This window comes from Pseudomonas sp. COW5 (assembly GCF_026240005.1).
Lineage (GTDB): Bacteria > Pseudomonadota > Gammaproteobacteria > Pseudomonadales > Pseudomonadaceae > Aquipseudomonas > Aquipseudomonas kribbensis.
Window position 1 is genome coordinate 848,083 of record NZ_JAPHVP010000001.1, and the last position, 21,688, is coordinate 869,770.

18 protein-coding genes are annotated in these 21,688 nt (G+C 61.7%); 9 read left to right on the forward strand and 9 right to left on the reverse strand.

Going from position 1 to position 21,688, the window contains the following annotated elements:
* Positions 1–70: 70 nt before the first annotated feature.
* On the forward strand, positions 71–2,362 hold the full coding sequence (gene bglX, locus OQ248_RS03885; RefSeq protein WP_265812087.1) for a beta-glucosidase BglX: 2,292 nt from the start codon (positions 71–73) through the stop codon (positions 2,360–2,362).
* A 54-nt stretch (positions 2,363–2,416) separates the two neighbouring features.
* On the opposite strand, the gene OQ248_RS03890 is transcribed toward bglX, so the two are convergent.
* The 5 genes from OQ248_RS03890 to OQ248_RS03910 form a co-directional block, all read right to left on the reverse strand.
* Positions 2,417–3,574: a phosphatidylserine/phosphatidylglycerophosphate/cardiolipin synthase family protein gene (locus tag OQ248_RS03890; protein WP_265812088.1), complete on the reverse strand. Its 1,158-nt coding sequence runs from the start codon at positions 3,572–3,574 to the stop codon at positions 2,417–2,419.
* A gap of 1 nt (position 3,575) precedes the next feature.
* Positions 3,576–4,166, reverse strand: a complete 591-nt coding sequence (locus OQ248_RS03895; protein WP_134825748.1) for a YceI family protein — start codon at positions 4,164–4,166, stop codon at positions 3,576–3,578.
* Between the two features lie 81 nt (positions 4,167–4,247).
* Positions 4,248–4,550, reverse strand: a complete 303-nt coding sequence (locus tag OQ248_RS03900) for an amidase (protein ID WP_265812089.1) — start codon at positions 4,548–4,550, stop codon at positions 4,248–4,250.
* The gene (locus OQ248_RS03905) at positions 4,547–5,626 is read right to left on the reverse strand and encodes a serine hydrolase (RefSeq protein WP_265812090.1); all 1,080 of its coding nucleotides are present in this window, start codon (positions 5,624–5,626) and stop codon (positions 4,547–4,549) included. Before OQ248_RS03905 ends, OQ248_RS03900 begins: the two co-directional genes overlap by 4 nt.
* A gap of 31 nt (positions 5,627–5,657) precedes the next feature.
* A complete protein-coding gene (locus OQ248_RS03910; RefSeq protein ID WP_265812091.1) occupies positions 5,658–6,563 on the reverse strand; it encodes an acyl-CoA dehydrogenase family protein in 906 nt (301 codons plus the stop codon).
* 153 nt (positions 6,564–6,716) lie between these two features.
* Here OQ248_RS03910 and olsB point away from each other — a divergent pair, with 153 nt between their 5' ends.
* Complete coding sequence (olsB, locus tag OQ248_RS03915) at positions 6,717–7,472, forward strand: L-ornithine N(alpha)-acyltransferase (RefSeq protein WP_085712985.1); 756 nt, start codon at positions 6,717–6,719, stop codon at positions 7,470–7,472.
* A complete protein-coding gene (locus OQ248_RS03920) occupies positions 7,472–8,266 on the forward strand; it encodes a lysophospholipid acyltransferase family protein (RefSeq protein ID WP_119427273.1) in 795 nt (264 codons plus the stop codon). Before olsB ends, OQ248_RS03920 begins: the two co-directional genes overlap by 1 nt.
* A gap of 14 nt (positions 8,267–8,280) precedes the next feature.
* On the opposite strand, the gene OQ248_RS03925 is transcribed toward OQ248_RS03920, so the two are convergent.
* Positions 8,281–8,853 carry an ACP phosphodiesterase gene (locus tag OQ248_RS03925; RefSeq protein ID WP_265812092.1) on the reverse strand — a complete coding sequence of 191 codons (573 nt, stop codon included), beginning with the start codon at positions 8,851–8,853 and terminating at the stop codon, positions 8,281–8,283.
* A gap of 171 nt (positions 8,854–9,024) precedes the next feature.
* Between OQ248_RS03925 and OQ248_RS03930 the strand changes: the two genes are divergently transcribed.
* The 3 genes from OQ248_RS03930 to OQ248_RS03940 are packed head-to-tail and all read left to right on the forward strand — an operon-like array spanning position 9,025 to position 11,607.
* Positions 9,025–9,327 carry a helix-turn-helix transcriptional regulator gene (locus tag OQ248_RS03930; protein ID WP_007957866.1) on the forward strand — a complete coding sequence of 101 codons (303 nt, stop codon included), beginning with the start codon at positions 9,025–9,027 and terminating at the stop codon, positions 9,325–9,327.
* Between the two features lie 34 nt (positions 9,328–9,361).
* On the forward strand, positions 9,362–10,525 hold the full coding sequence (locus OQ248_RS03935; protein WP_119427271.1) for an MFS transporter: 1,164 nt from the start codon (positions 9,362–9,364) through the stop codon (positions 10,523–10,525).
* 32 nt (positions 10,526–10,557) lie between these two features.
* Positions 10,558–11,607, forward strand: coding sequence for an alkene reductase (locus OQ248_RS03940; RefSeq protein ID WP_119427270.1), 1,050 nt, complete (start codon positions 10,558–10,560; stop codon positions 11,605–11,607).
* Between the two features lie 240 nt (positions 11,608–11,847).
* Here the strand turns inward: OQ248_RS03940 and emhR are convergent, their stop codons facing one another.
* Positions 11,848–12,480: an efflux system transcriptional repressor EmhR gene (emhR, locus tag OQ248_RS03945; RefSeq protein WP_114881735.1), complete on the reverse strand. Its 633-nt coding sequence runs from the start codon at positions 12,478–12,480 to the stop codon at positions 11,848–11,850.
* A 267-nt stretch (positions 12,481–12,747) separates the two neighbouring features.
* Between emhR and emhA the strand changes: the two genes are divergently transcribed.
* The 3 genes from emhA to emhC are packed head-to-tail and all read left to right on the forward strand — an operon-like array spanning position 12,748 to position 18,530.
* Positions 12,748–13,905, forward strand: coding sequence for an efflux RND transporter periplasmic adaptor subunit EmhA (gene emhA / locus OQ248_RS03950; protein ID WP_265812093.1), 1,158 nt, complete (start codon positions 12,748–12,750; stop codon positions 13,903–13,905).
* A gap of 3 nt (positions 13,906–13,908) precedes the next feature.
* Positions 13,909–17,073 carry an efflux RND transporter permease subunit EmhB gene (emhB, locus tag OQ248_RS03955; RefSeq protein ID WP_265812094.1) on the forward strand — a complete coding sequence of 1,055 codons (3,165 nt, stop codon included), beginning with the start codon at positions 13,909–13,911 and terminating at the stop codon, positions 17,071–17,073.
* Positions 17,070–18,530 (forward strand): efflux RND transporter outer membrane subunit EmhC, encoded by a 1,461-nt coding sequence (gene emhC, locus OQ248_RS03960; protein WP_085712977.1) that lies wholly within the window; start codon positions 17,070–17,072, stop codon positions 18,528–18,530. The genes emhB and emhC overlap by 4 nt, the downstream gene beginning before the upstream one ends.
* A gap of 62 nt (positions 18,531–18,592) precedes the next feature.
* Here the strand turns inward: emhC and OQ248_RS03965 are convergent, their stop codons facing one another.
* Complete coding sequence (locus OQ248_RS03965; protein WP_265812095.1) at positions 18,593–20,542, reverse strand: DUF692 family multinuclear iron-containing protein; 1,950 nt, start codon at positions 20,540–20,542, stop codon at positions 18,593–18,595.
* 15 nt (positions 20,543–20,557) lie between these two features.
* The gene (locus tag OQ248_RS03970) at positions 20,558–21,622 is read right to left on the reverse strand and encodes an HEXXH motif-containing putative peptide modification protein (protein WP_265812096.1); all 1,065 of its coding nucleotides are present in this window, start codon (positions 21,620–21,622) and stop codon (positions 20,558–20,560) included.
* Positions 21,623–21,688 lie beyond the last annotated feature (66 nt).

Below are 21,688 nucleotides of genomic sequence, written 5' to 3' on the forward strand. Positions count from 1 at the left end.
ACAATAGTCGCTCCCTAAATTTTGGCTGGCCGGCGTTGTAACGCCGTTTAGGCCCTTGAGAAAACTATTCATGAAGAAGCTGTGTTTGCTGGGCCTGTTCGTCAGCCTGGCCAGTCATCAGGTACTGGCCGCCACGACGCCGGTACCTCTGGAAAACAAGGACGCGTTCATCAGTAACCTGATGAAACAAATGACCCTCGACGAGAAGATCGGCCAGTTGCGCCTGATCAGCATCGGCCCGGAAATGCCCCGCGAACTGATCCGCAAAGAGATCGCCGCCGGCAACATCGGGGGCACGTTCAACTCGATCACCCGCCCGGAAAACCGTCCGATGCAGGACGCTGCCATGCGCAGCCGCCTGAAGATCCCGATGTTTTTCGCGTACGACGTGATCCACGGTCACCGTACGATTTTCCCGATTCCACTGGCCCTCGCGTCGAGCTGGGACATGGACGCCATCGGCCAGTCCGGGCGCATCGCCGCCAAAGAGGCGGCGTCCGACAGCCTCGACATCACCTTCGCGCCGATGGTCGACATCTCCCGCGACCCGCGCTGGGGCCGCAGCTCCGAAGGTTTCGGTGAAGACACCTACCTGACCTCGCGCATCGCCAAAGTCATGGTCAAGGCCTATCAGGGCGACACGCCGAGCGCGGCCGACAGCATCATGGCCAGCGTCAAGCACTTCGCCCTGTACGGCGCGGTCGAGGGTGGTCGCGACTACAACACCGTCGATATGAGCCCGGTGAAGATGTACCAGGATTACTTGCCGCCATACCGCGCTGCGATTGATGCCGGCGCCGGCGGCGTGATGGTCGCGCTGAACTCGATCAACGGCATCCCGGCCACCGCCAACACCTGGCTGATGAACGACCTGTTGCGCAAGGAATGGGGCTTCAAGGGCCTGGCGGTCAGCGACCACGGCGCGATCTTCGAACTGATCAAGCACGGCGTCGCCGCCGACGGTCGCGAAGCGGCGAAGCTGGCGATCAAGGCCGGCATCGACATGAGCATGAACGACACCCTGTACGGCAAAGAGCTGCCGGGGCTGCTCAAGTCCGGCGAGATCGAACAGAAAGACATCGACAACGCCGTGCGTGAAGTCCTCGCGGCCAAGTACGACATGGGCCTGTTCAAGGACCCGTACCTGCGCATCGGCAAGGCTGAAGACGACCCGGCGGACACCTACGCCGACAGCCGACTGCACCGTGCCGAAGCCCGCGAAGTGGCGCGTCGCAGCCTGGTGCTGCTGAAGAACCAGAACGAAACCCTGCCGCTGAAGAAAACCGCGAAAGTCGCCCTGGTCGGCCCGCTGGCCAAGGCGCCGATCGACATGATGGGCAGCTGGGCCGCCGCCGGTCGTCCGGCGCAATCGGTGACCCTGTTCGACGGCATGAGCAACGTGATCGGCGACAAGGCGAACCTGATCTACGCCCGTGGCGCCAACATCACCAGCGACAAGAAAGTCCTCGACTACCTGAACTTCCTCAACTTCGATGCGCCGGAAGTGGTCGATGACCCGCGCCCGGCCAACGTGCTGATCGACGAGGCGGTAAAAGCCGCGAAGGACGCTGACGTGGTGGTCGCAGCCGTGGGCGAATCCCGTGGCATGTCCCACGAATCGTCGAGCCGTACCGACCTGAACATCCCGGAAAACCAGCGCGAGCTGATCCGTGCCCTGAAAGCCACCGGCAAGCCGTTGGTGCTGGTGCTGATGAACGGCCGTCCGCTGACGATCCTTCAGGAGAAAGAACAGGCTGACGCGATTCTGGAAACCTGGTTCAGCGGCACCGAGGGCGGCAACGCCATCGCCGACGTGCTGTTCGGCGACTACAACCCGTCGGGCAAACTGCCGGTGACCTTCCCGCGTTCCGTGGGCCAGATCCCGACTTACTACAACCACCTGAGCATTGGCCGGCCGTTCACGCCGGGCAAACCGGGCAACTACACCTCGCAGTATTTCGATGACACGACCGGGCCGCTGTTCCCGTTCGGTTTCGGCCTGAGCTACACCGATTTCGCCCTGAGCGACATGGCGCTGTCGTCGACCACCCTGAACGCCACCGGCAAGCTCGACGCCAGTGTCACGGTGAAAAACACAGGCAAGCGTGACGGCGAAACTGTGGTGCAGCTGTACATCCAGGACGTCACCGGTTCGATGATCCGTCCGGTCAAGGAACTGAAGAACTTCCAGAAAATCATGCTCAAGGCCGGCGAGCAGAAGGTCGTGCACTTCACCATCAGCGAAGATGACCTGAAGTTCTATAACGCCCAGCTCAAGTACGCGGCAGAGCCTGGCAAGTTCAATGTGCAGATCGGCCTGGATTCCCAGGACGTGACGCAGCAGAGCTTTGAGTTGCTGTAACGGTTAAAGCTAACCGATCGTTCCCACGCTCCGCGTGGGAACGATCAACTGCGACTAGCCGCGTCTGTCCAGCAAGTTGACCACCACCCGATCCACCCAGCCCCAGATCCGCTGCTTCACCCGCCGCCACAACGGCCGGCGCTGCCATTCCTCCAGACTCACCTGCTGACTCAGGCCGAAGTCCTTCTCGAAACTCGCCACCACCGCTGCCGTCAGTGACGGATCCAGCGCCTCCAGATTCGCCTCAAGGTTGAAGCGCAGATTCCAGTGGTCGAAGTTGCACGAACCGATGCTCACCCAATCGTCCACCAGCACCATTTTCAGGTGCAGGAAACACGGCTGGTATTCGAAGATCTTCACTCCGGCCTTGAGCAGGCGCGGATAGTAGCGATGCCCGGCGTAGCGCACCGACGGATGATCGGTGCGCGGCCCGGTCAGCAGCAGGCGCACATCGAGGCCACGGGCGGCAGCCTTGCGCAGGGAGCGGCGGATTTTCCAGGTCGGCAGGAAGTACGGCGTGGCCAGCCAGATGCGCTTCTGGCCGCTGTTCAGGGCGCGGAACAGTGATTGCAAAATATCGCGATGCTGGCGGGCATCGGCATAGGCCACGCGGCCCATGCCCTCGCCCGTGTCGGGTACGCGCGGCAATCGCGGCAGGCCGAAATTCGCATGAGGTTTCCACGCGCGGCGATGGCGGTTGGCAATCCATTGGCGGTCGAACAGCAGTTGCCAGTCGAGCACCAGGGGGCCGGTGATGTGCACCATCACTTCGTGCCATTCGCTGGTGTCGTGGCCCGGCCGCCAGAACTCGTCGGTGAGCCCGGTGCCGCCGACCACCGCCAGACGCTGATCGACCAGCAGCAGCTTGCGGTGATCGCGATAGAAATTGCCGACCCAGCGCCGCCAGCTCAAACGATTGTAGAAACGCAGCTCGACGCCGGCGAGGGTCAGGCGCTGACGCAGGGTCAGAGTGAGCGCGAGGCTGCCGTAATCATCGAACAGGCAACGCACCCGCACGCCCCGCTCGGCCGCCAGCACCAGCGCCTGAATCACGGTTTCGGCGCAGGCGCCGGCCTCCACCAGATACAGCTCCAGTTCAATCTGCTCGCGAGCGCTGGCTATTTCCTCCAGCATGCGCGGGAAAAATTGCGGACCGTCGATCAACAGTTCGAAGCGATTGCCGTCCCGCCACGGGAACACTGCGCCGCGCATGTCAGCGCGCCGTGAAGATCAGCACCGCACCCACCGGCACCGACAGACTGATGGCCGACAGGCCGGCCATTTTGCGCAGGTTTTCCAGGCCCGGCAGCAGATCGAAATCCTCGGCGCTGATCACCAGCGGCTCCAGGGTCACCACTTGAAAGCGTCGGTCATCGAGACGCGTGGCGAGCAGTTCGGCAGGGTATTCATGCTGTTTGCCGTGCAGGTTGACGGTCAGCGGCAAACGTAACTCAAGTTGCGCGCCAGGGGCCAGATCGTTGATCGGGCGCAGGTCGATTTGCGTGGTGATGGTCGCCTCGGGGAATTGCTCGATCTGGAACAGCTCCTTGCGCATGCGCTCGTCGCGCAGCGGGATGCCGCTGTTGATCGAATCCAGCTCGACCTCGACTTCGGCGCGGCCATCGGGATCGACCTTGCCGTGCAACACCAGAAAGCGCTGCACTTCAGAAATATTGGCGTTTTTCGTGCTGACGAACGACAGCCGCGATGACTCGCCGTCCAGATACCAGTTGGCCTGGGCCGGCAGCGCGGCGGCGCCCAGCAGCAGGCCGGCGAAGGCGTTGCACAGAGAACGGTTGAACATTCAAGACTCGTGGGGCCGATAAACCTGCACGAACCTTAACTGCCTGAAGCCGGGATGCAAACCGGTAGTTGATTTTGCCGATCAGGGCTTGAGGCGACAGCCCTGGCGTTCGCCCTGCCATTGGGCGCTGTTGGTACGGCCCATGCCACTAGCGCTGACGAGTTTTTGCGTGCTGTCATCGGTCAATTCGCTGGGCAACCACTGCTTCACGTAGCCCCGGCAATATTCGGCGTCATTGTTCATCACGTAGCGGCACGAACAGTATTCCTTGGCGGTGTAGGCGCTGATGATGTCGGGGAAGGCCCACAGGTTTTCCCGTTCATGCCAGCCCCAGCCGAGCAGCACGACAAGCAACACCAGCAGGATGCGTCTGAACAGTTTCATGGCCGCACCGCCCCGAGCACGCGCTTGAGCAATTCGTTGTGGCGATAGCTGCCGTCGCGGTCATCGCCGTAGCGCACGATCACCAGTTTTTCACTCGGGATCACGTACAGCGCCTGGCCCCAATGGCCGAGGGCGGCGAAGGTGTCGGGCGGTGCGTCGGGCCACGGCGAGGGCGCGCCGTCCGCCGGGCGATTCAACCACCAGTGGCCGCCGGGCACGGCTTCGTCCTGATTAGCCTTGTAGCCGGCGAAGGGCTGGCGGTTGAACGCGACCCAATCCTTGGGCAACAACTGTCGGTCGTTCCAGCGTCCGTCCCGTTCCATCAGCAGGCCGATTCGCGCCAGATCCCGGGCCGTCAGGTAGGCATAGGAAGACGCGACGAAAGTGCCCGTGGCATCGGTTTCCCAGGTGGCGTGGCGGATGCCCAACGGATCGAAAAGCGCTGTCCATGGATAGTCCGGATAGCGCTGCGGGCCGACGATGGTTTTCAGCGCGGCGGCCAACAGATTGCTGTCGCCGCTGGAGTAGCGGAACGCCTGACCCGCTGGCGCGTAGCTGTCGTGATCGGCAGTGAAGGCGGCCATGTCGCGGTGGCCGCGGGTGTAGAGCATCGCCACCACCGAGGATTTCAGCGGGGCGTATTCGTAGTCTTCCTGCCAGTCGATGCCCGAGGCCCAGTGCAGCAGATCCTGGATTTTGATGGCCGGGTGTTTTTCCAGCACCGGGTAAAACTTCGCCGCCGGATCATCCAGCTTGAACAAGCCTTCGCCGTAGGCCACGCCAAACACCGTGGCCACCAGGCTTTTGCTGATCGACCAGGTCAGGTGCGGGGTGTCGGCGGTGGTCGCAGCGGCGTAGCGTTCGTAGATGAGCTGACCGTCGCGGATCACCAGCAAGGCGTCGGTGCGGATGCCTTTGCGGGTGTTGTCATCGCGGGTCGGGAAGGCATAAGCCTCCAGTGCTTCGACGGCCGAACCGGCGATTTTCGGACCGGTCGGCCATTGCTCGCCCGGCCATTGTTCGGCCTGAACCGTGAAGCTGATCAGCAGCAGAAACAGGGACAGGCCTTTGAACATGGTGAGGGCTCTGGGGATGAACCTGCCAAGACTAGCCGGCGTTCATGACAGATGTGTTTTGGCTTGCCGCCAACGCCTTGGCCAGCCGTTTGGCCCGCGCGCCCGCTGCCAGCTGCATCAACGCCTGATCGCGCTGCCACATCGCCGCCCACTCCGGATGACTGTCGCGCAATGCCTGATCGATCTCCGGCTTGAGCCCGTCGAACTGCGCAAACAAGCCACCGAGCAACACATGCCCCGCCGGATTGTTCGGCGGCTGCCGACTGACCTCCGCACACCCGGCCAATAGCGCCAGCAAGCGCAATTGCAGCGGCTGCGGCCAGCCACTGTCCTGACCGACGCCGTACAGCCATGCGGTCATTGCGCTCAACACGTAAACATCTTCAAGGGTGCGGAACGGTTTGACGTAAGCGTCCCAACCGTCCCCGGCGAGCAGTTCGCACAGAGCGTCGTCGAGATGCAGCCGACCATGGCTGATGTCCGGCATCAATGGCAGTGCCGGGAGTTTTTCCACCCGCACGCCGGATTCGCCGGGGTACACCACCGCCAGGCTCAGGCGCGGTGATTCGCCGGGTTGCTCACTGCGGGCCGCGATCAACAGCCAGTCCGCCGCGTCGCCGGCGGTGACGAAATCCTTTTGCCCGTTGAGGCGCAAATCTGTCAGCCGGGTCTGCATGTCCGCCGGCCGCAGGCTGCGCTGTTCGGTCGCACACAACGCGCCGAGGCTCGGCGGCGCGCTCGGCCAAAGCATCCGCAACGCCGCCTGATAACCCACCAGAAACGCCAGCCCCGGCGTCGCCATCCGCCGCCCTCCCGCCACCGCCAGTTCGAACGGCGTGACGCTGCCCAGTTGATGCAGCAGCGTGGCGAAACCCTCCGCCAGATCGGCAACGGCGGGCAGGCGTTCGCGACATTCAAGCAGGGTCGACCAGGTCATCAGAGGCTCCTCGTGGGCTGTCATATAAGCATCACCAAACATTCATGGCGATGACACCGGGGCTACATAGCCTGACTTTGCACAACACAGCTGCATAAAGAAAGTCGATCGGCTGTAACCCACGACGGGTTAAAGGCCCGTACGGAGATTCAAATGACTCAGATCGCCCGCATCAGCGACACCGGCAATGAACGCCGCCTGCAAGCCGAACGCCTGATCGGCGCCGAGGCCTTGCAGCAAGCCCAGGCCCTGCGTTTCAACGTGTTCAGCGGCGAGTTCAACGCCAAGCTGAAAGGCGCGGAACTGGGTCTGGACATGGATGACTATGATGTTCACTGCAGCCACATCGGCGTGCGTGACCTGAACACCGGCCGCCTGGTGGCGACCACCCGTTTGCTCGATCACACCGCCGCCAGCAGCCTGGGCAAGTTCTACAGCGAAGAAGAATTCAGCCTGCACGGCCTCGCCGGTCTGCAAGGCCCGATCCTGGAAATCGGCCGCACCTGCGTCGACCCGGCCTACCGCAACGGCGGCACCATCGCTGTGCTTTGGGGCGAACTGGCCGAAGTCCTCAATCAGGGCGGCTACAGCTACCTGATGGGTTGCGCGAGCATCCCGATGCAGGACGGCGGCGTACAGGCCCACGCGATCATGCAGCGCCTGCGCGAACGTTATCTGTGCACCGAACACCTGCGCGCCGAACCGAAGAATCCGCTGCCAACGCTGGATCTTCCTTCGAACGTGATCGCCGAAATGCCGCCGCTGCTCAAGGCCTACATGCGCCTGGGCGCGAAGATCTGCGGCGAGCCATGCTGGGACGAAGACTTCCAGGTCGCCGATGTGTTCATCCTGCTCAAGCGCGACGAACTCTGCCCGCGCTACGCCAAGCACTTCAAGGCGGCCGTGTGATGAGCCGGCTGCGGGTGTACGCGCGGATCGCACGGGTGCTGCTGGTGGTGACGCTGGGTTTGAGCATGGCCAGTGTCTTCGGGGTTTTCGAACGTCTGGGGCTGGCTCATTCGATGCAACGCCGGCAGCGCTGGTCGCGGTTTTTCATGGCGCGCCTAAGCAATGCCCTGCCCTTTCGCGTAACCGTGCACGGTGAGCTGCCGAAACAGCCGATGCTGTGGGTCAGCAACCATGTGTCGTGGACTGACATTCCGCTGCTCGGCATGCTCACGCCGCTGTCGTTTCTGTCCAAGGCCGAAGTGCGCACCTGGCCGGTGGCCGGCTGGCTGGCGGCGAAGGCCGGCAGCCTGTTCATTCGTCGCGGTTCGGGCGACAGCCAGTTGATCCGCAAGCAGATGACCCGTCACCTGCAAACCGATCATCCGCTGCTGATGTTCCCGGAAGGCACCACCACCGACGGCCGCTCGCTGCGCACCTTTCATGGTCGTCTGCTGTCGGCGGCGATTGATTCGGAAGTGATGCTGCAACCGGTGGCGATCCGTTATCTGCGCGATGGAGAGATCGACACGCTGGCACCGTTCATTGGCGACGATGATCTGCTGTCGCACCTGATGCGCCTTTTCAGCAACGATTGCGGCGATGTGGAAGTTCACCTGCTCAAGCCGATTGCCTGTCAGGGTCGGGAACGCGCGGCGCTGGCGTACGAAGCCCAGCAAGCGGTACAGAAAGCATTGTTCGGCGAGGTGGCCAAACCGGCCGAACCGCGTCGCGCAGGCGAACTGATCGCTGCCTGATCGTCCTCCTCTGCCTACAGCTGCTGGCCTGCGAAGTCCTGCAGCTGTGGGTAGAACAAGCGAAAGTCGTCACTGAGCGGTTCATACAAGCGCCGCAACTCCTGCATCGCCCCCGCCAGTTCTTCAGGCTTGCTCAGGCGCCGGGAAATCCCGCGCAGCACCTGTTCCAGCATTTCGAATTCCTGATACGAACCCAACCAGTCATTGGCCACCATGTGCGGGGCGATCTTCGCCAGGCGCTCGGGCAATTGCCGCTCGCTGGACAGCACGCGATAAACGTCCGTGGTGAATTGCCCCAACGGCCGGTCGGCATACAACGCCCAGTCCCGGGCCAGGCAATGGTCGAAAAACACGTCGAGGACGATGCCGGCGTAACGGCGGCGGGTCGTTGAAAAACGCGCCAATGAAGCGTCGACCAAAGGGTGGCGATCGGTGAACACGTCGATCTGACGATGCAAGGTAATTGCCGCTTCGATCTCAGGGTCGAACTGCCCTTGCAGCCGTCCTTTGACGAAATCGCCATACAGACTGCCGAGCAGTTGACCGGGGCGCTGGCCACCGAGGTGCAAATGTGCGAGATAGTTCATGGGCGCAGCTTAGCACCGCGCCCGCGTTTGTTTACACCTCACATATCGTTATAACCCGATATACCGATTTATGCGGTCGTCAGATCGAATTCATATTGGTATATCGCGAAATACCGATTTAAAGTTCGCCTCATCGCGATATAGCGCTACACACATCACGAGCAACCAGCCATGAACATTGACCTCGACGAAATAATAAAAGCCCTGGCACACCCAGTACGGCGAGACATCCTCAACTGGCTGAAAGACCCGAAAGCCCAGTTTCCGGAACAGATCCACAACCACGAGTACGGCATCTGCGCCGGGCAGATCGACCAACGCTGCGGCCTGTCGCAATCGACCGTCTCCGCCCACCTGGCCACCCTGCAACGGGCCGGGCTGATCAGCAGCCAGAAAGCCGGGCAGTGGCACTTTTTCAAACGCAACGAGGACGTGATCCAGGCGTTCCTCAGCACTCTCAGTAAAGAGCTCTGACCCTTAACGTCAGCCAGCCGAAAAGGACTAAATGATGCCCCTCTCGCTCCTCATACTCGCCCTGAGCGCCTTCGCCATCGGCACCACGGAATTCGTCATCATGGGCCTGTTGCCCGATGTGGCGGCGGATCTCGGCGTGTCGATCCCCGGCGCCGGCTGGCTGGTGACCGGTTACGCCCTGGGCGTGGCCATCGGTGCACCGTTCATGGCGATGGCCACCGCCAAACTGCCGCGCAAGGCTGCACTGGTGGCGCTGATGGGCATCTTCATTATCGGCAACCTGCTCTGCGCCATCGCCACTGACTACGAGGTGCTGATGTTCGCCCGAGTGGTCACCGCCCTGTGTCACGGTGCGTTCTTCGGCATCGGCTCGGTGGTGGCGGCCAACCTGGTGGCGCCGAACAAACGCGCTTCGGCCGTGGCCCTGATGTTCACCGGCCTGACCCTGGCCAACGTACTCGGCGTACCGCTGGGCACCGCCCTCGGTCAGGAAGCCGGCTGGCGCTCGACCTTCTGGGCAGTGACCGTGATCGGTGTGATCGCGCTGATCGGCCTGATCCGCTTCCTGCCGGCCAAGCGTGACGAAGAAAAACTCGACATGCGCGCCGAACTGGCCGCGCTCAAAGGCGCCGGGATCTGGCTGTCGCTGAGTATGACTGCATTGTTCGCCGCCTCGGTGTTCACTCTGTTCACTTACGTCGCACCGCTGCTGGGTGATGTCACCGGCGTCTCGCCCCGTGGCGTGACCTGGACCCTGATGTTGATCGGCCTGGGCCTGACCGTCGGCAACATCATCGGCGGCAAGATGGCCGACAAAGGCCTGGCCGCGACGCTGATCGGCGTGTTCATTGCCATGGCCGTGACCTCCACCGTCCTGACCTGGACCAGCATTGCGCTGATCCCTACCGAAATCACCCTGTTCCTCTGGGCCACCGCGTGTTTCGCCGCCGTGCCGGCCCTGCAAGTGAATGTCGTGACCTACGGCCAGGCCGCACCGAACCTGGTGTCGACCCTGAACATCGGCGCCTTCAACGTCGGCAACGCCCTCGGCGCCTGGGTCGGCGGCAGCGTCATCGCCCACGGCTACGGCCTCACCAGCGTTCCCCTTGCCGCTGCGGCGCTGGCGATCCTGGCCCTGCTGGTCACCCTGATCACATTCCGCCGGAACGGTAATCCCGAGCTGGCCACCGCTAACTGATTCACTCACTTACTTCACGAGGGTTGTATCTCATGGCAACAATTTTCGATCCGATCAAACTGGGCGACCTCGAGCTGTCCAACCGCATCATCATGGCGCCGCTGACCCGCTGCCGCGCCGACGAAGGCCGCGTACCGAACGCGCTGATGGCCGAATACTACGTACAACGCGCCTCTGCCGGCCTGATTCTCAGCGAAGCCACCTCGGTGACCCCGATGGGCGTCGGCTACCCGGACACCCCGGGCATCTGGTCCAACGATCAAGTGCGCGGCTGGACCAACGTGACCAAGGCCGTTCACGCAGCCGGCGGCAAGATCGTCCTGCAACTGTGGCACGTCGGGCGGATTTCCCACCCGTCGTACCTGAACGGCGAAACCCCGGTTGCACCGAGCGCCATCCAGCCTAAAGGCCACGTCAGCCTGGTTCGCCCTCTGGCCGACTTCCCGACGCCGCGCGCGCTGGAAACCGCTGAAATCGCTGACATCGTCGACGCCTACCGCGTCGGTGCGGAAAACGCCAAGGCCGCCGGTTTCGACGGCGTGGAAATCCACGGCGCCAACGGCTACCTGCTCGACCAGTTCCTGCAAAGCAGCACCAACCAGCGCACCGACAACTACGGCGGCTCCCTGGAAAACCGTGCCCGCCTGCTGCTGGAAGTGACCGACGCAGCGATCGAAGTCTGGGGAGCCGGACGTGTCGGCGTACACCTGGCACCACGCGCCGACTCCCATGACATGGGCGACGACAATCTGGCCGAGACCTTCACCTACGTCGCCCGCGAACTGGGCAAGCGTGGCATCGCCTTTATCTGCTCCCGCGAGAAAGAAGGCACCGACAGCCTCGGCCCACAACTGAAAGAAGCCTTCGGCGGCGCGTACATCGCCAACGAGCGCTTCACCAAGGACAGCGCCAACGCGTGGCTGGCCGAGGGCAAGGCTGACGCCGTGGCGTTCGGCATCCCGTTCATTGCCAACCCGGACCTGCCGGCCCGTTTGAAGGCCGACGCGCCGCTGAACCAACCGCACCCGGAAACCTTCTACGGCAAAGGCGCGGTCGGTTACCTCGACTACCCGACGCTGTAAGCCACACCGCAGAAACGCAAAAAGCCCCCGACTCGTGAGAATCGGGGGCTTTTTATTGGGCGCGGGGTTCGCGAATCGCTCACAGGTTTGACACAAAATCCCTACAAAATACGTAGTTCGCTACGTATCAACTCGATGGGTTGAGGTATATAAAAGCAATCCACTGCGGCGAGGCGAACGAACAGGGATCTTCATCCGCCTCCTTCATTGACATAACCTGATCCAATTACGCATTTTGTTTCATTTGCGCAGGCTGGGGCTCCAGCGCAGCATGTCCAGCCCTGTATCGACCCAGCGCTCGGCTTCGGCGTACAGCTCGAAGCTGTCCGGGGCCAGCAGCCACTGATACAGGATGCCATCGATAAAGGCGTGAATGCTGATGGCAGCGCGAGCGGTGTCGAGGTCCGCCGGCAGTTGCCCACGATTGACCGCATTACTCAATGTCAGCGCGATCCGCACATTGCAATCGAGGCTGGCGGTCCGGCGCTGTTGGCGCAGGTCGCACATTTCATCGGTGAATTCGCACTTATGAAACAGAATTTCGTTGATACGCCGGGTCTTCGGGTCCAGCGCAACTTGATGAAACAAATGAATCAGCAGCTTGCGCATGCAGCCCAGCGGGTCGGGTTCGTCCTCGCTTTCGCTGGCCTTGGCCAGTTCATCCAGCGGCTCGTGCAGCGTATCGAGCATCGCCTGCAGCAAATCGGCCTTGTTGCTGAAGTGCCAGTAGATGGCGCCACGCGTCACGCCGGCCAGGCTCGCGATATCGGAGAGCGTGGTGCGGGCCACTCCCCTCTCAAAGAAAGCTTTTTCGGCGGCTTCCAGAATCTGGCTTCGCGTTTCCTGAGCTTCCTCTTTGGTACGACGAACCATGGCAGTAAAACCTCAAACAGGATGTTTCAGGGATGGCTGAATATCCGCTGAATAAAAAGGGGTGGATCTCTCGCGGATCGACTCCCCCGGCCTACAATTTCAGACCTTGCGACGACTTTTGTAACCAGGTGGGTGCGCGGCAAAGGTATTTACAAACAACCATGAACGTAAGTATATTCCTTAGCAAGCTACTTATCCACCCGGCACCCATTTTTTACCCTTCCACACTTCTTGTGCGCTTTTCGCGCGCCTGACCCGAGGATCTTCATGCAATTCAAGCCAGCTGTTACCGCTCTGGTCACTGCCGTCGCCCTGGCATCGCTGCTCAGCGGATGTAAAAAGGAAGAGGCGGCTCCCGCCGCACCACCTCCTCAGGTCGGCGTCGTCACCCTGCAACCACAAGCCTTTACCCTGACGTCGGAACTTCCGGGCCGCACCAGTGCGTTCCGCATCGCTGAAGTCCGCCCACAGGTCAACGGCATCATTCTCAAGCGTCTGTTCAAGGAAGGCGGCGATGTCAAAGCCGGCCAGCAGCTGTATCAGATCGATCCGTCGGTCTATGAAGCGACCCTGAAAAGCGCCGAAGCCAACCTGCGTTCGACCAAGTCGATCTCCGATCGCTACAAGCAACTGGTCGACGAGCAGGCCGTGAGCCGTCAGGAATACGACACCGCCGTGTCCAACCGCCTGCAATCGGAAGCTTCGCTGCAGAGCGCGCAGATCAACGTGCGTTACACCAAGGTCTACGCGCCGATCTCCGGGCGTATCGGTCGTTCTTCGGTCACCGAAGGCGCGCTGGTCAGCAACGGCCAGACCGATGCGATGGCGACCATCCAGCAACTGGACCCGATCTACGTCGACGTGACGCAGTCCTCGGTCGAACTGCTGGAACTGCGTCGCGAACTGGAAAGCGGCCGTCTGCAGAAGGCCGGTGACAACGCCGCGGCGGTCAAGCTGACCCTGGAAGACGGCAGCCAGTACAAGCTCGACGGTAAGCTGGAATTTTCCGAAGTGTCGGTCGATCAGACCACCGGTTCCGTGACCCTGCGCGCCGTGTTCCCGAACCCGGATCACACCCTGTTGCCGGGCATGTTCGTCCACGCGCAATTGCAGGCCGGTGTGAACAGCGCCGCGATCCTTGCACCGCAGCAAGGCGTGACCCGCGATCTCAAAGGCACCCCGACCGCGCTGGTCGTCGGTGCGGACAACAAGGTCGAACTGCGTCAGCTCAAGGCCAGCCGCACCGTCGGCAGCCAGTGGCTGATCGAAGACGGTCTGAAAGCCGGCGATCGTCTGATCACCGAAGGGCTGCAATTCGTCAAACCGGGTGTTGAGGTCAAACCGACCGAAGCGACCAACGTCGGCAAGAAGAACCCGGCCCCCGCTCAGGCAGCTGACAAAGCCGCCGGCGGCAAAGGGGAGTAATCCATGTCAAAATTTTTCATCGACCGTCCGATTTTCGCCTGGGTAATTGCCCTGGTGATCATGCTGGTCGGGGCACTTTCGATCCTGAAGCTGCCGATCAACCAGTACCCGAGCATTGCGCCACCGGCCATTGCGATCTCCGTGACCTACCCGGGTGCTTCGGCACAGACGGTCCAGGACACCGTGGTCCAGGTGATCGAACAACAGCTCAACGGTATCGACAACCTGCGTTATGTGTCCTCGGAAAGTAACTCCGACGGCAGCATGACCATCACCGCGACCTTCGAGCAAGGCACCAACTCCGACACCGCGCAGGTCCAGGTCCAGAACAAGCTGAACCTGGCCACCCCGCTGTTGCCGCAGGAAGTGCAGCAACAGGGTATCCGTGTGACCAAGGCAGTGAAGAACTTCCTGCTGGTGATCGGCGTGGTATCGCGTGACGGCAGCATGAGCAAGGACGACCTGTCCAACTACATCGTGTCGAACATGCAGGACCCGATTTCGCGGACCGCCGGTGTCGGTGACTTCCAGGTCTTCGGTGCCCAGTATGCGATGCGCATCTGGCTCGACCCGGCCAAGTTGAACAACTTCAACCTGACCCCGGTCGACGTGAAAACCGCGATTGCGGCGCAGAACGTCCAGGTCTCGTCCGGTCAGCTCGGCGGCCTGCCAGCCGTGCAAGGCCAGCAGCTGAACGCCACGATCATCGGCAAGACCCGCCTGCAGACCGCCGAGCAGTTCAAAGAGATTCTGCTCAAGGTCAACAAGGACGGCTCGCAGGTTCGCCTCAAAGACGTCGCAGACGTCGGCCTCGGTGGCGAAAACTACGCCATCAGCGCCCAGTTCAACGGCAGCCCGGCTTCCGGTCTGGCGGTAAAACTGGCCAACGGCGCCAACGCCCTCGACACCGCCAAGGCACTGCGCAACACCATCGACAGCCTCAAGCCGTTCTTCCCGCAAGGGATGGAAGTGGTGTTTCCGTACGACACCACCCCCGTGGTGACCGAGTCGATCAAGGGTGTGGTTGAAACCCTGGTCGAAGCGATCGTGCTGGTGTTCCTGGTAATGTTCCTGTTCCTGCAGAACTTCCGCGCCACGGTCATCACCACGATGACCGTGCCGGTGGTATTGCTCGGTACGTTCGGCATCCTCGCGGCCGCCGGTTTCAGCATCAACACCCTGACCATGTTCGGCATGGTTCTGGCCATCGGCTTGCTGGTGGACGACGCCATCGTCGTGGTGGAAAACGTCGAGCGGGTGATGAGCGAAGAAGGCTTGTCACCCAAGGAAGCTACCAAGAAGTCCATGGGACAGATCCAGGGCGCCCTGGTCGGTATCGCCCTGGTGCTGTCGGCGGTACTGCTGCCTATGGCGTTCTTCGGTGGCTCCACCGGTGTGATCTACAAGCAGTTCTCGATCACCATCGTTTCGGCCATGGCGCTGTCGGTACTGGTTGCGCTGATTTTCACCCCGGCGCTGTGCGCCACCATGCTCAAGGCGATTCCGCACGGTGAACACGGCACCCCGAAAAAAGGTTTCTTTGGCTGGTTCAACCGTGGTTTCGACCGCAGCGTCAAAAGCTATGAGCGTGGCGTTGGCAACATCCTGCGTCACAAGGCCCCGTACCTGCTGGCTTACCTGATCATCGTCGTCGGCATGATCTGGCTGTTCCTGCGTATTCCATCTTCCTTCCTGCCGGAAGAAGACCAGGGCGTACTGTTCGCCCAGGTGCAGACCCCGGCCGGCTCCAGTGCCCAGCGCACTCAGGTGGTCGTGGATGAAATGCGCGAGTTCCTGCTGCGTCCGACCAAGGATGGCGGTGAAGGCGATGCCGTAGCGTCGGTGTTCACCGTAACCGGCTTCAACTTCGCCGGCCGTGGCCAGAGCTCGGGCATGGCGTTCATCATGCTCAAGCCGTGGCACGAACGGAACGCCGACAACAGCGTGTTCAAACTCGCCGCCCGCGCCCAGCAGCACTTCTTTACCTTCCGCGATGCGATGGTGTTTGCCTTCGCTCCGCCAGCGGTACTGGAGCTGGGCAACGCCACCGGTTTCGACGTGTTCCTGCAAGACCGTGCCGGTATCGGTCACGATCAGCTGATGGCCGCGCGCAACCAGTTCCTTGGCATGGCGGCGCAGAGCAAGGTGCTGTCGCAGGTGCGTCCGAACGGTCTGAACGACGAGCCGCAGTTCCAGCTGGAAATCGATGACGAGAAGGCCAGTGCACTGGGCATTACCATCGCCGACATCAACAACACCCTGTCGATTGCGCTGGGCAGTAGCTACGTCAACGACTTCATCGACCGCGGTCGGGTGAAGAAGGTGTACGTGCAGGGCCAGCCGGACTCCCGCATGAGCCCGGAGGACCTGAAGAAGTGGTACGTACGCAATGCCGCCGGCACCATGGTTCCGTTCTCCGCGTTTGCCAAGGGCGAGTGGATCTACGGTTCGCCGAAGCTGTCGCGTTACAACGGTGTGGAAGCAATCGAGATCCTCGGCGCCCCGGCGCCTGGCTACTCCACCGGTGAAGCCATGGCCGAGGTCGAGGCGATTGCCGCCAAGCTGCCAAAAGGTGTCGGTATCTCCTGGACCGGTCTGTCCTATGAAGAACGTCTGGCAGGCTCGCAAGCGCCGGCACTGTTCGCGCTGTCGCTGTTGATGGTGTTCCTGTGCCTGGCGGCCCTCTACGAGAGCTGGTCGATTCCGATCGCCGTCGTGCTCGTCGTACCGCTGGGGATCATCGGGGCATTGCTGGCGACCAGCCTGCGCGGTCTGTCCAACGACGTGTACTTCCTGGTAGGCCTGTTGACGACTATCGGTCTGGCGGCGAAAAACGCCATTCTGATCGTCGAATTCGCCAAGGAACTGCACGAACAGGGCAGCAGCCTGCGCGATGCCGCCATCGAAGCTTGCCGCATGCGTCTGCGTCCGATCATCATGACGTCCCTGGCGTTCATCCTCGGCGTGGTGCCTCTGGCGATTTCCACCGGGGCAGGCTCAGGTAGCCAGCACGCAATCGGCACTGTGGTGATTGGCGGTATGATCACTGCCACCGTACTGGCGATCTTCTGGGTCCCACTGTTCTTCGTCACTGTGTCGTCCATGGGTCAGCGCAAAATCGCTGGCGAGGATGACACCAAAGAAACTCCTAAAGAGGCTGGCCAATGAGCAAGTCGCTACTCTCCATCGCAGTCGCCGCCTTCGTGCTGAGCGGTTGCTCGCTGATACCGGATTATCAGCAGCCTGAAGCACCGGTGGCCGCGCAATTCCCGCAGGGCCCGGCGTACTCGCCGGCCCAGGCACCGGCGCAGGCCGCTGCCGAGCAGGGCTGGAAGCAGTTTTTCCATGACCCTGCCCTGCAACAGCTGATCCAGGTTGCCCTGGAAAACAACCGCGACCTGCGTGTCGCGGCGCTGAACATCGACGCCTACGCGGCTCAATACCGCATCCAGCGTGCCGACCTGTTCCCGGCCGTCTCGGCCAATGCCAGCGGCAGTCGTCAGCGGGTTCCGGCCCGTGCATCGCAGACCGGTGAAGCGAACATCACCAGTTCCTACACCGCCACCGTCGGCATCAGCGCCTACGAGCTCGACCTGTTCGGTCGGGTTCGCAGCCTGAGCGAGCAAGCGCTGCAACAATACTTCGCCACCGAAGAAGCGCGCCGCAGCACCCAGATCAGCCTGGTGGCCAGCGTGGCCAACGCCTATCTGACCTGGCAGGCCGACAAGGAACTGCTGAAGCTGACTCAAGACACCCTCGGTGCCTTCGAGGAAAGCTACAAGCTGACCAGCCGCAGCAACGAAGTCGGTGTGGCTTCGGCGCTGGACCTGGCGCAGTCGCGCACTTCGGTCGAGAACGCCCGCGCCCAACTGGCGCGTTATACCCGCCAGGTGGCCCAGGACGAAAACAGCCTGACCCTGCTGCTCGGCACCGGCGTGCCGGCCAACCTGCAAGCGGCCAAACCGCTGTCGGATGACCTGCTCAGCGATGTGCCGGCCGGTCTGCCGTCGGATCTGCTGCAACGTCGTCCGGACATCCTTCAGGCCGAATACAACCTGAAGGCCGCCAACGCCAACATCGGCGCGGCCCGTGCAGCATTCTTCCCGAGCATCAGCCTGACCGCCAACGCGGGCAGCCTGAGCCCGGACCTGTCCGGCCTGTTCAAGGGCGGTTCGGGTACGTGGCTGTTCCAGCCGCAGATAAACCTGCCGATCTTCAACGCCGGCAGCCTGCGCGCCAGCCTCGACTACGCCAAGATCCAGAAGGACATTGGCGTGGCGAACTACGAGAAGTCCATTCAAACGGCCTTCCAGGAAGTCGCCGACGGCCTGGCCGCGCGCCAGACCTACACCGAGCAGTTGCAGGCCCAGCGTGATTTCGTCGCCGCGAACCAGGACTACTACCGTCTGGCCGAGCGTCGCTATCGCATCGGCGTCGACAGCAACCTGACCTTCCTCGATGCCCAGCGTCAGCTGTTCAGCGCCCAACAGGCCCTGATCACCGACCGCCTTGCGCAACTGACCAGTGCGGTCAACCTGTACAAGGCACTGGGTGGTGGCTGGAATGCGCAAACCGCGCAGAACGAGCCGCTGAAAGAAGAAGCGCCGAAGATGAAGTTGTTCTGATCGTCTCGCGATAAACAAAAAGCCCACCATCCGGTGGGCTTTTTGTTGTCTGCACAACGCCTTCAGCCGCCGACACCGTTGAGCAGAAACACCGTTTCTTCCAGATAATCGAGCCCCAGGCGGTTTTCGAACATTTCATCGCGCAGCGCCGCCGTGGTGAAGCACCCAAGATTCAGGGCCGTAGCCACCAGTGAAAACGTCTGGCTCAGGTGTCCGGCATCCATCAGCGCCACCCGCAGCGCGCGGCTGAACTCGTACTTCCAGGCCAACCGCTCGACCCGCGCGGTGGACACGAATACCGCGGCCGCATCCTTCACCCAGGGTTGCCCGCCACTGGCCTCGTTGATCCAGGTACTAGGATCTTCCCGCGACAGCAACTCCAATCCGTGACGACGTACGGAGTAGTGATAAAGCCCCCGCTCAAAACCCTGCACATTCATCAGCACCGCATACACCTCTGTGGCTTGCAGCGAACCGCCGGAGGGTGAGGTTTTCTTCAGAAAATAGTCACCCATGCCGTTCGGCTCCATCGCCGTCACGCCCCAGGTGTAATAGAGCAGCAAGGACAATTGCGTCGGGCTCAACGGCTTGCCGCTGAACGCCCGAGAGGTACGCCGGGCGCACAACGAATCGAGCAGCGTCGTTTCGGCGAGAGTCTCGCCGGGCACCAGCAGCGGATTTTCCAGAGCGATGAAGGGATGAGAGTGATAGTCCTTGAAGGACGACGGTTGACGCTGTTGCGAGGCCTTCTGTTCCAGCTCGGCCTCAAGCTCGACGACGCTGACATAGGGTGTCTGCAAACCGGTACGGGTGCTGAGGTAAAACTCCAGCGCCGCTTCCCAGCGGGACCAGAGCCGGAGCGGCTGCCTCTGCGCCCCGTCCGGCGGGCCGTCTATCGTTTGCACAATCCCGTGACTCACCAGCGCCTGCAAAAAAGCCAGGTGACTGCCCTGCCCCGGGCTGTTCAAAATACCCGGCAGCATCAGCGCACTTTCCAGCGTGTGCGGAATCATGAAGTGGTTCAGCAGTGGCAACAAAGTCAGGCAGAACTCCAGACTCAGGCCCGACTGCCGATCACGCAGTACAAATGATGAAGGCCCGACACTGAACCATACGTTTTCCCTGAGTTTGAGCAGCGAGCCAGGCTCAAGGGCCGGGGTTTCCTGCACTGGCGGAGGCACGCGCCCCTGCCAGAACAGCACCCTCGGCTTGAGACGCTTGATGTCGCGAATCAGGACCTCCAGTTGCGCATCATCGGTTCTGTCGGCGATATCCCACTCCAGCGTCACCGCCCGGAGGGGAGACACCGCAAACAACTGCGTCAACAGATCCCAGTCCCGACGCGGATGCCCGGTGTGGATTTCAATCAACCGGTCCAGCGGCAACGAACGCAGATAGTCTTTCAGGTCATAACCCAGCGCTTTGGCGGTGGTGATGGCGCTGTCCAGATCCAGCAAAAACCCCGCATGGCTGCGTTGCACCACGCTGGAAATGAATTCGCCTTCCGGCTGCTCGTGGGCGTCGGCCAATGCAAACAGGCGAGGCGCGTTTTCCAGTACCAGCGGCGTCGCGGTCAGTGCTTGCAGCTCAAGGGCGTTGGCGACCACCGTGTCGGCCACTTCCGCCGCCAGGGTGGGCAAAATGAAGTGCTGGGTGTCACCACCGTGAAACCGCGACCAGGAAATGTGCTCCGCCAGCCAGGGTGAGCGGGTTCTGTCGCACAGCCGTCGGGTCATCTGCAGAAACTCGCGATCCATCGCGATGCCTACACTGCCCAGAGACAGGCTGGACGAATGCAGCAGACTGGGCGTCTGCTCCCCCACTTCAAGCAGGCGTGGCTCGAGGATGCTGTGGGTCGGTTGAAACTCCAGGTAATCGAAATACGGCAGACCTTCGGCGAGGATCCGTTCGAGGGCCGGATCGACTGCATGATCCGCCACCCGGTGACGGGGCAAGTGATACTCCAGCCCTACCCCGGCCTCGGGAAACCGCGAAGCATCAAACATCGTCATGATTGCCTCCCGGGCTCAGGCCGTCGCACCCAATACCGGTGGCGTCGTGGGCAATGGCGTCGCAGCGGCCAGCCGCCCGGCGTATTTGCACTCCATGGCCCGCACCTCGGCGGCAAGGTTTTCCAGCAACTGGCGCCCGTGGGGCGTGAAATCCTCACTGCCTTGAAGGTCCGGCAAGGCCCGGATCAGCCCCCGCAGGATGAACAGCAGACGGTTCTGTGCCCGCTGCAATTCCTCGTCGGAACGCGACCGCACCCGCTCCATGTACTTGACCAGCGCGATGTACACGTAAAACGCATGAAAGTAGCCATACAGGTCACGTTTCTGGCCCGACCACGGCAAGTTGAATGACGCTTCCTGCGAAGCATCGGGGTCGACAATCGCAGACACCTCGACGACGTGATAAAGCAACTGGTGAGTCGCCTCATGCACCAGGGATTCCTCAAGATCGAGGATCGAGTCGTCCCGGCTCGCCAGAAGGATGACGCCGGTGTAGCGCGAAGCCGAACAACTGCGAAAGGTACCGTCCGGCAGGTAGCAAATCGACTTGATCAGAGACTTCATCTGCTCACGGCAGGCCGGCCAGGTGTGTTCGATCCGCAACAGGGCAATCTTCACCACGTCAGCGAAGAACCGGCTGGAAACACTGCCGCGCTCCAGGCGCTTGCGGGTCGCCTCGTCTTCCGGAAACTCATAACTGGGCGGCGTGGCCTGCATGATCAGCGGGTCGGCGTCGAACCGGTAGACCGGCGGATCGTTCTGAACCATGCCCGACTTGCTTCGGGCCTTGACCCGGTCGAGCATGTCGGGGAATTCCAGCAATAGCTTTTCCAGTTCGGCAGTACTCTCTGACTTGCCGACCAGAACGTGATTGGTTGAACGAAACGCCTGCCCGGTCCATATCTGAAAAACCGGATCGTTGATAATCAAAGCCTGTTCACGGGGTGGCAGCAATACAAGTTCCACCGCCCGGTCGAAAAACACCGACAACCGCGATTCCCCGGAAAACAACTTGAACAGTTCGGCATATAAAACCATGAAGATGGTGAAACGATTGCGACTGACATGTTCAAGTAACATTTCAAATCTTGAATATCTGGCATCAGCAAGAAATGTGTTCCCTTTAAACAAGTCATCTACCGTCGA

Excerpts from the sequence above, each read along its gene's own strand:
- bglX (WP_265812087.1), top strand. The coding sequence starts at position 71 with ATGAAGAAGCTGTGTTTGCTGGGCCTGTTCGTCAGCCTGGCCAGTCAT.
- OQ248_RS03890 (WP_265812088.1), bottom strand. The coding sequence starts at position 3,574 with ATGCGCGGCGCAGTGTTCCCGTGGCGGGACGGCAATCGCTTCGAACTG.
- OQ248_RS03895 (WP_134825748.1), bottom strand. The coding sequence starts at position 4,166 with ATGTTCAACCGTTCTCTGTGCAACGCCTTCGCCGGCCTGCTGCTGGGC.
- OQ248_RS03900 (WP_265812089.1), bottom strand. The coding sequence starts at position 4,550 with ATGAAACTGTTCAGACGCATCCTGCTGGTGTTGCTTGTCGTGCTGCTC.
- OQ248_RS03905 (WP_265812090.1), bottom strand. The coding sequence starts at position 5,626 with ATGTTCAAAGGCCTGTCCCTGTTTCTGCTGCTGATCAGCTTCACGGTT.
- OQ248_RS03910 (WP_265812091.1), bottom strand. The coding sequence starts at position 6,563 with ATGACCTGGTCGACCCTGCTTGAATGTCGCGAACGCCTGCCCGCCGTT.
- olsB (WP_085712985.1), top strand. The coding sequence starts at position 6,717 with ATGACTCAGATCGCCCGCATCAGCGACACCGGCAATGAACGCCGCCTG.
- OQ248_RS03920 (WP_119427273.1), top strand. The coding sequence starts at position 7,472 with ATGAGCCGGCTGCGGGTGTACGCGCGGATCGCACGGGTGCTGCTGGTG.
- OQ248_RS03925 (WP_265812092.1), bottom strand. The coding sequence starts at position 8,853 with ATGAACTATCTCGCACATTTGCACCTCGGTGGCCAGCGCCCCGGTCAA.
- OQ248_RS03930 (WP_007957866.1), top strand. The coding sequence starts at position 9,025 with ATGAACATTGACCTCGACGAAATAATAAAAGCCCTGGCACACCCAGTA.
- OQ248_RS03935 (WP_119427271.1), top strand. The coding sequence starts at position 9,362 with ATGCCCCTCTCGCTCCTCATACTCGCCCTGAGCGCCTTCGCCATCGGC.
- OQ248_RS03940 (WP_119427270.1), top strand. The coding sequence starts at position 10,558 with ATGGCAACAATTTTCGATCCGATCAAACTGGGCGACCTCGAGCTGTCC.
- emhR (WP_114881735.1), bottom strand. The coding sequence starts at position 12,480 with ATGGTTCGTCGTACCAAAGAGGAAGCTCAGGAAACGCGAAGCCAGATT.
- emhA (WP_265812093.1), top strand. The coding sequence starts at position 12,748 with ATGCAATTCAAGCCAGCTGTTACCGCTCTGGTCACTGCCGTCGCCCTG.
- emhB (WP_265812094.1), top strand. The coding sequence starts at position 13,909 with ATGTCAAAATTTTTCATCGACCGTCCGATTTTCGCCTGGGTAATTGCC.
- emhC (WP_085712977.1), top strand. The coding sequence starts at position 17,070 with ATGAGCAAGTCGCTACTCTCCATCGCAGTCGCCGCCTTCGTGCTGAGC.
- OQ248_RS03965 (WP_265812095.1), bottom strand. The coding sequence starts at position 20,542 with ATGACGATGTTTGATGCTTCGCGGTTTCCCGAGGCCGGGGTAGGGCTG.
- OQ248_RS03970 (WP_265812096.1), bottom strand. The coding sequence starts at position 21,622 with ATGTTACTTGAACATGTCAGTCGCAATCGTTTCACCATCTTCATGGTT.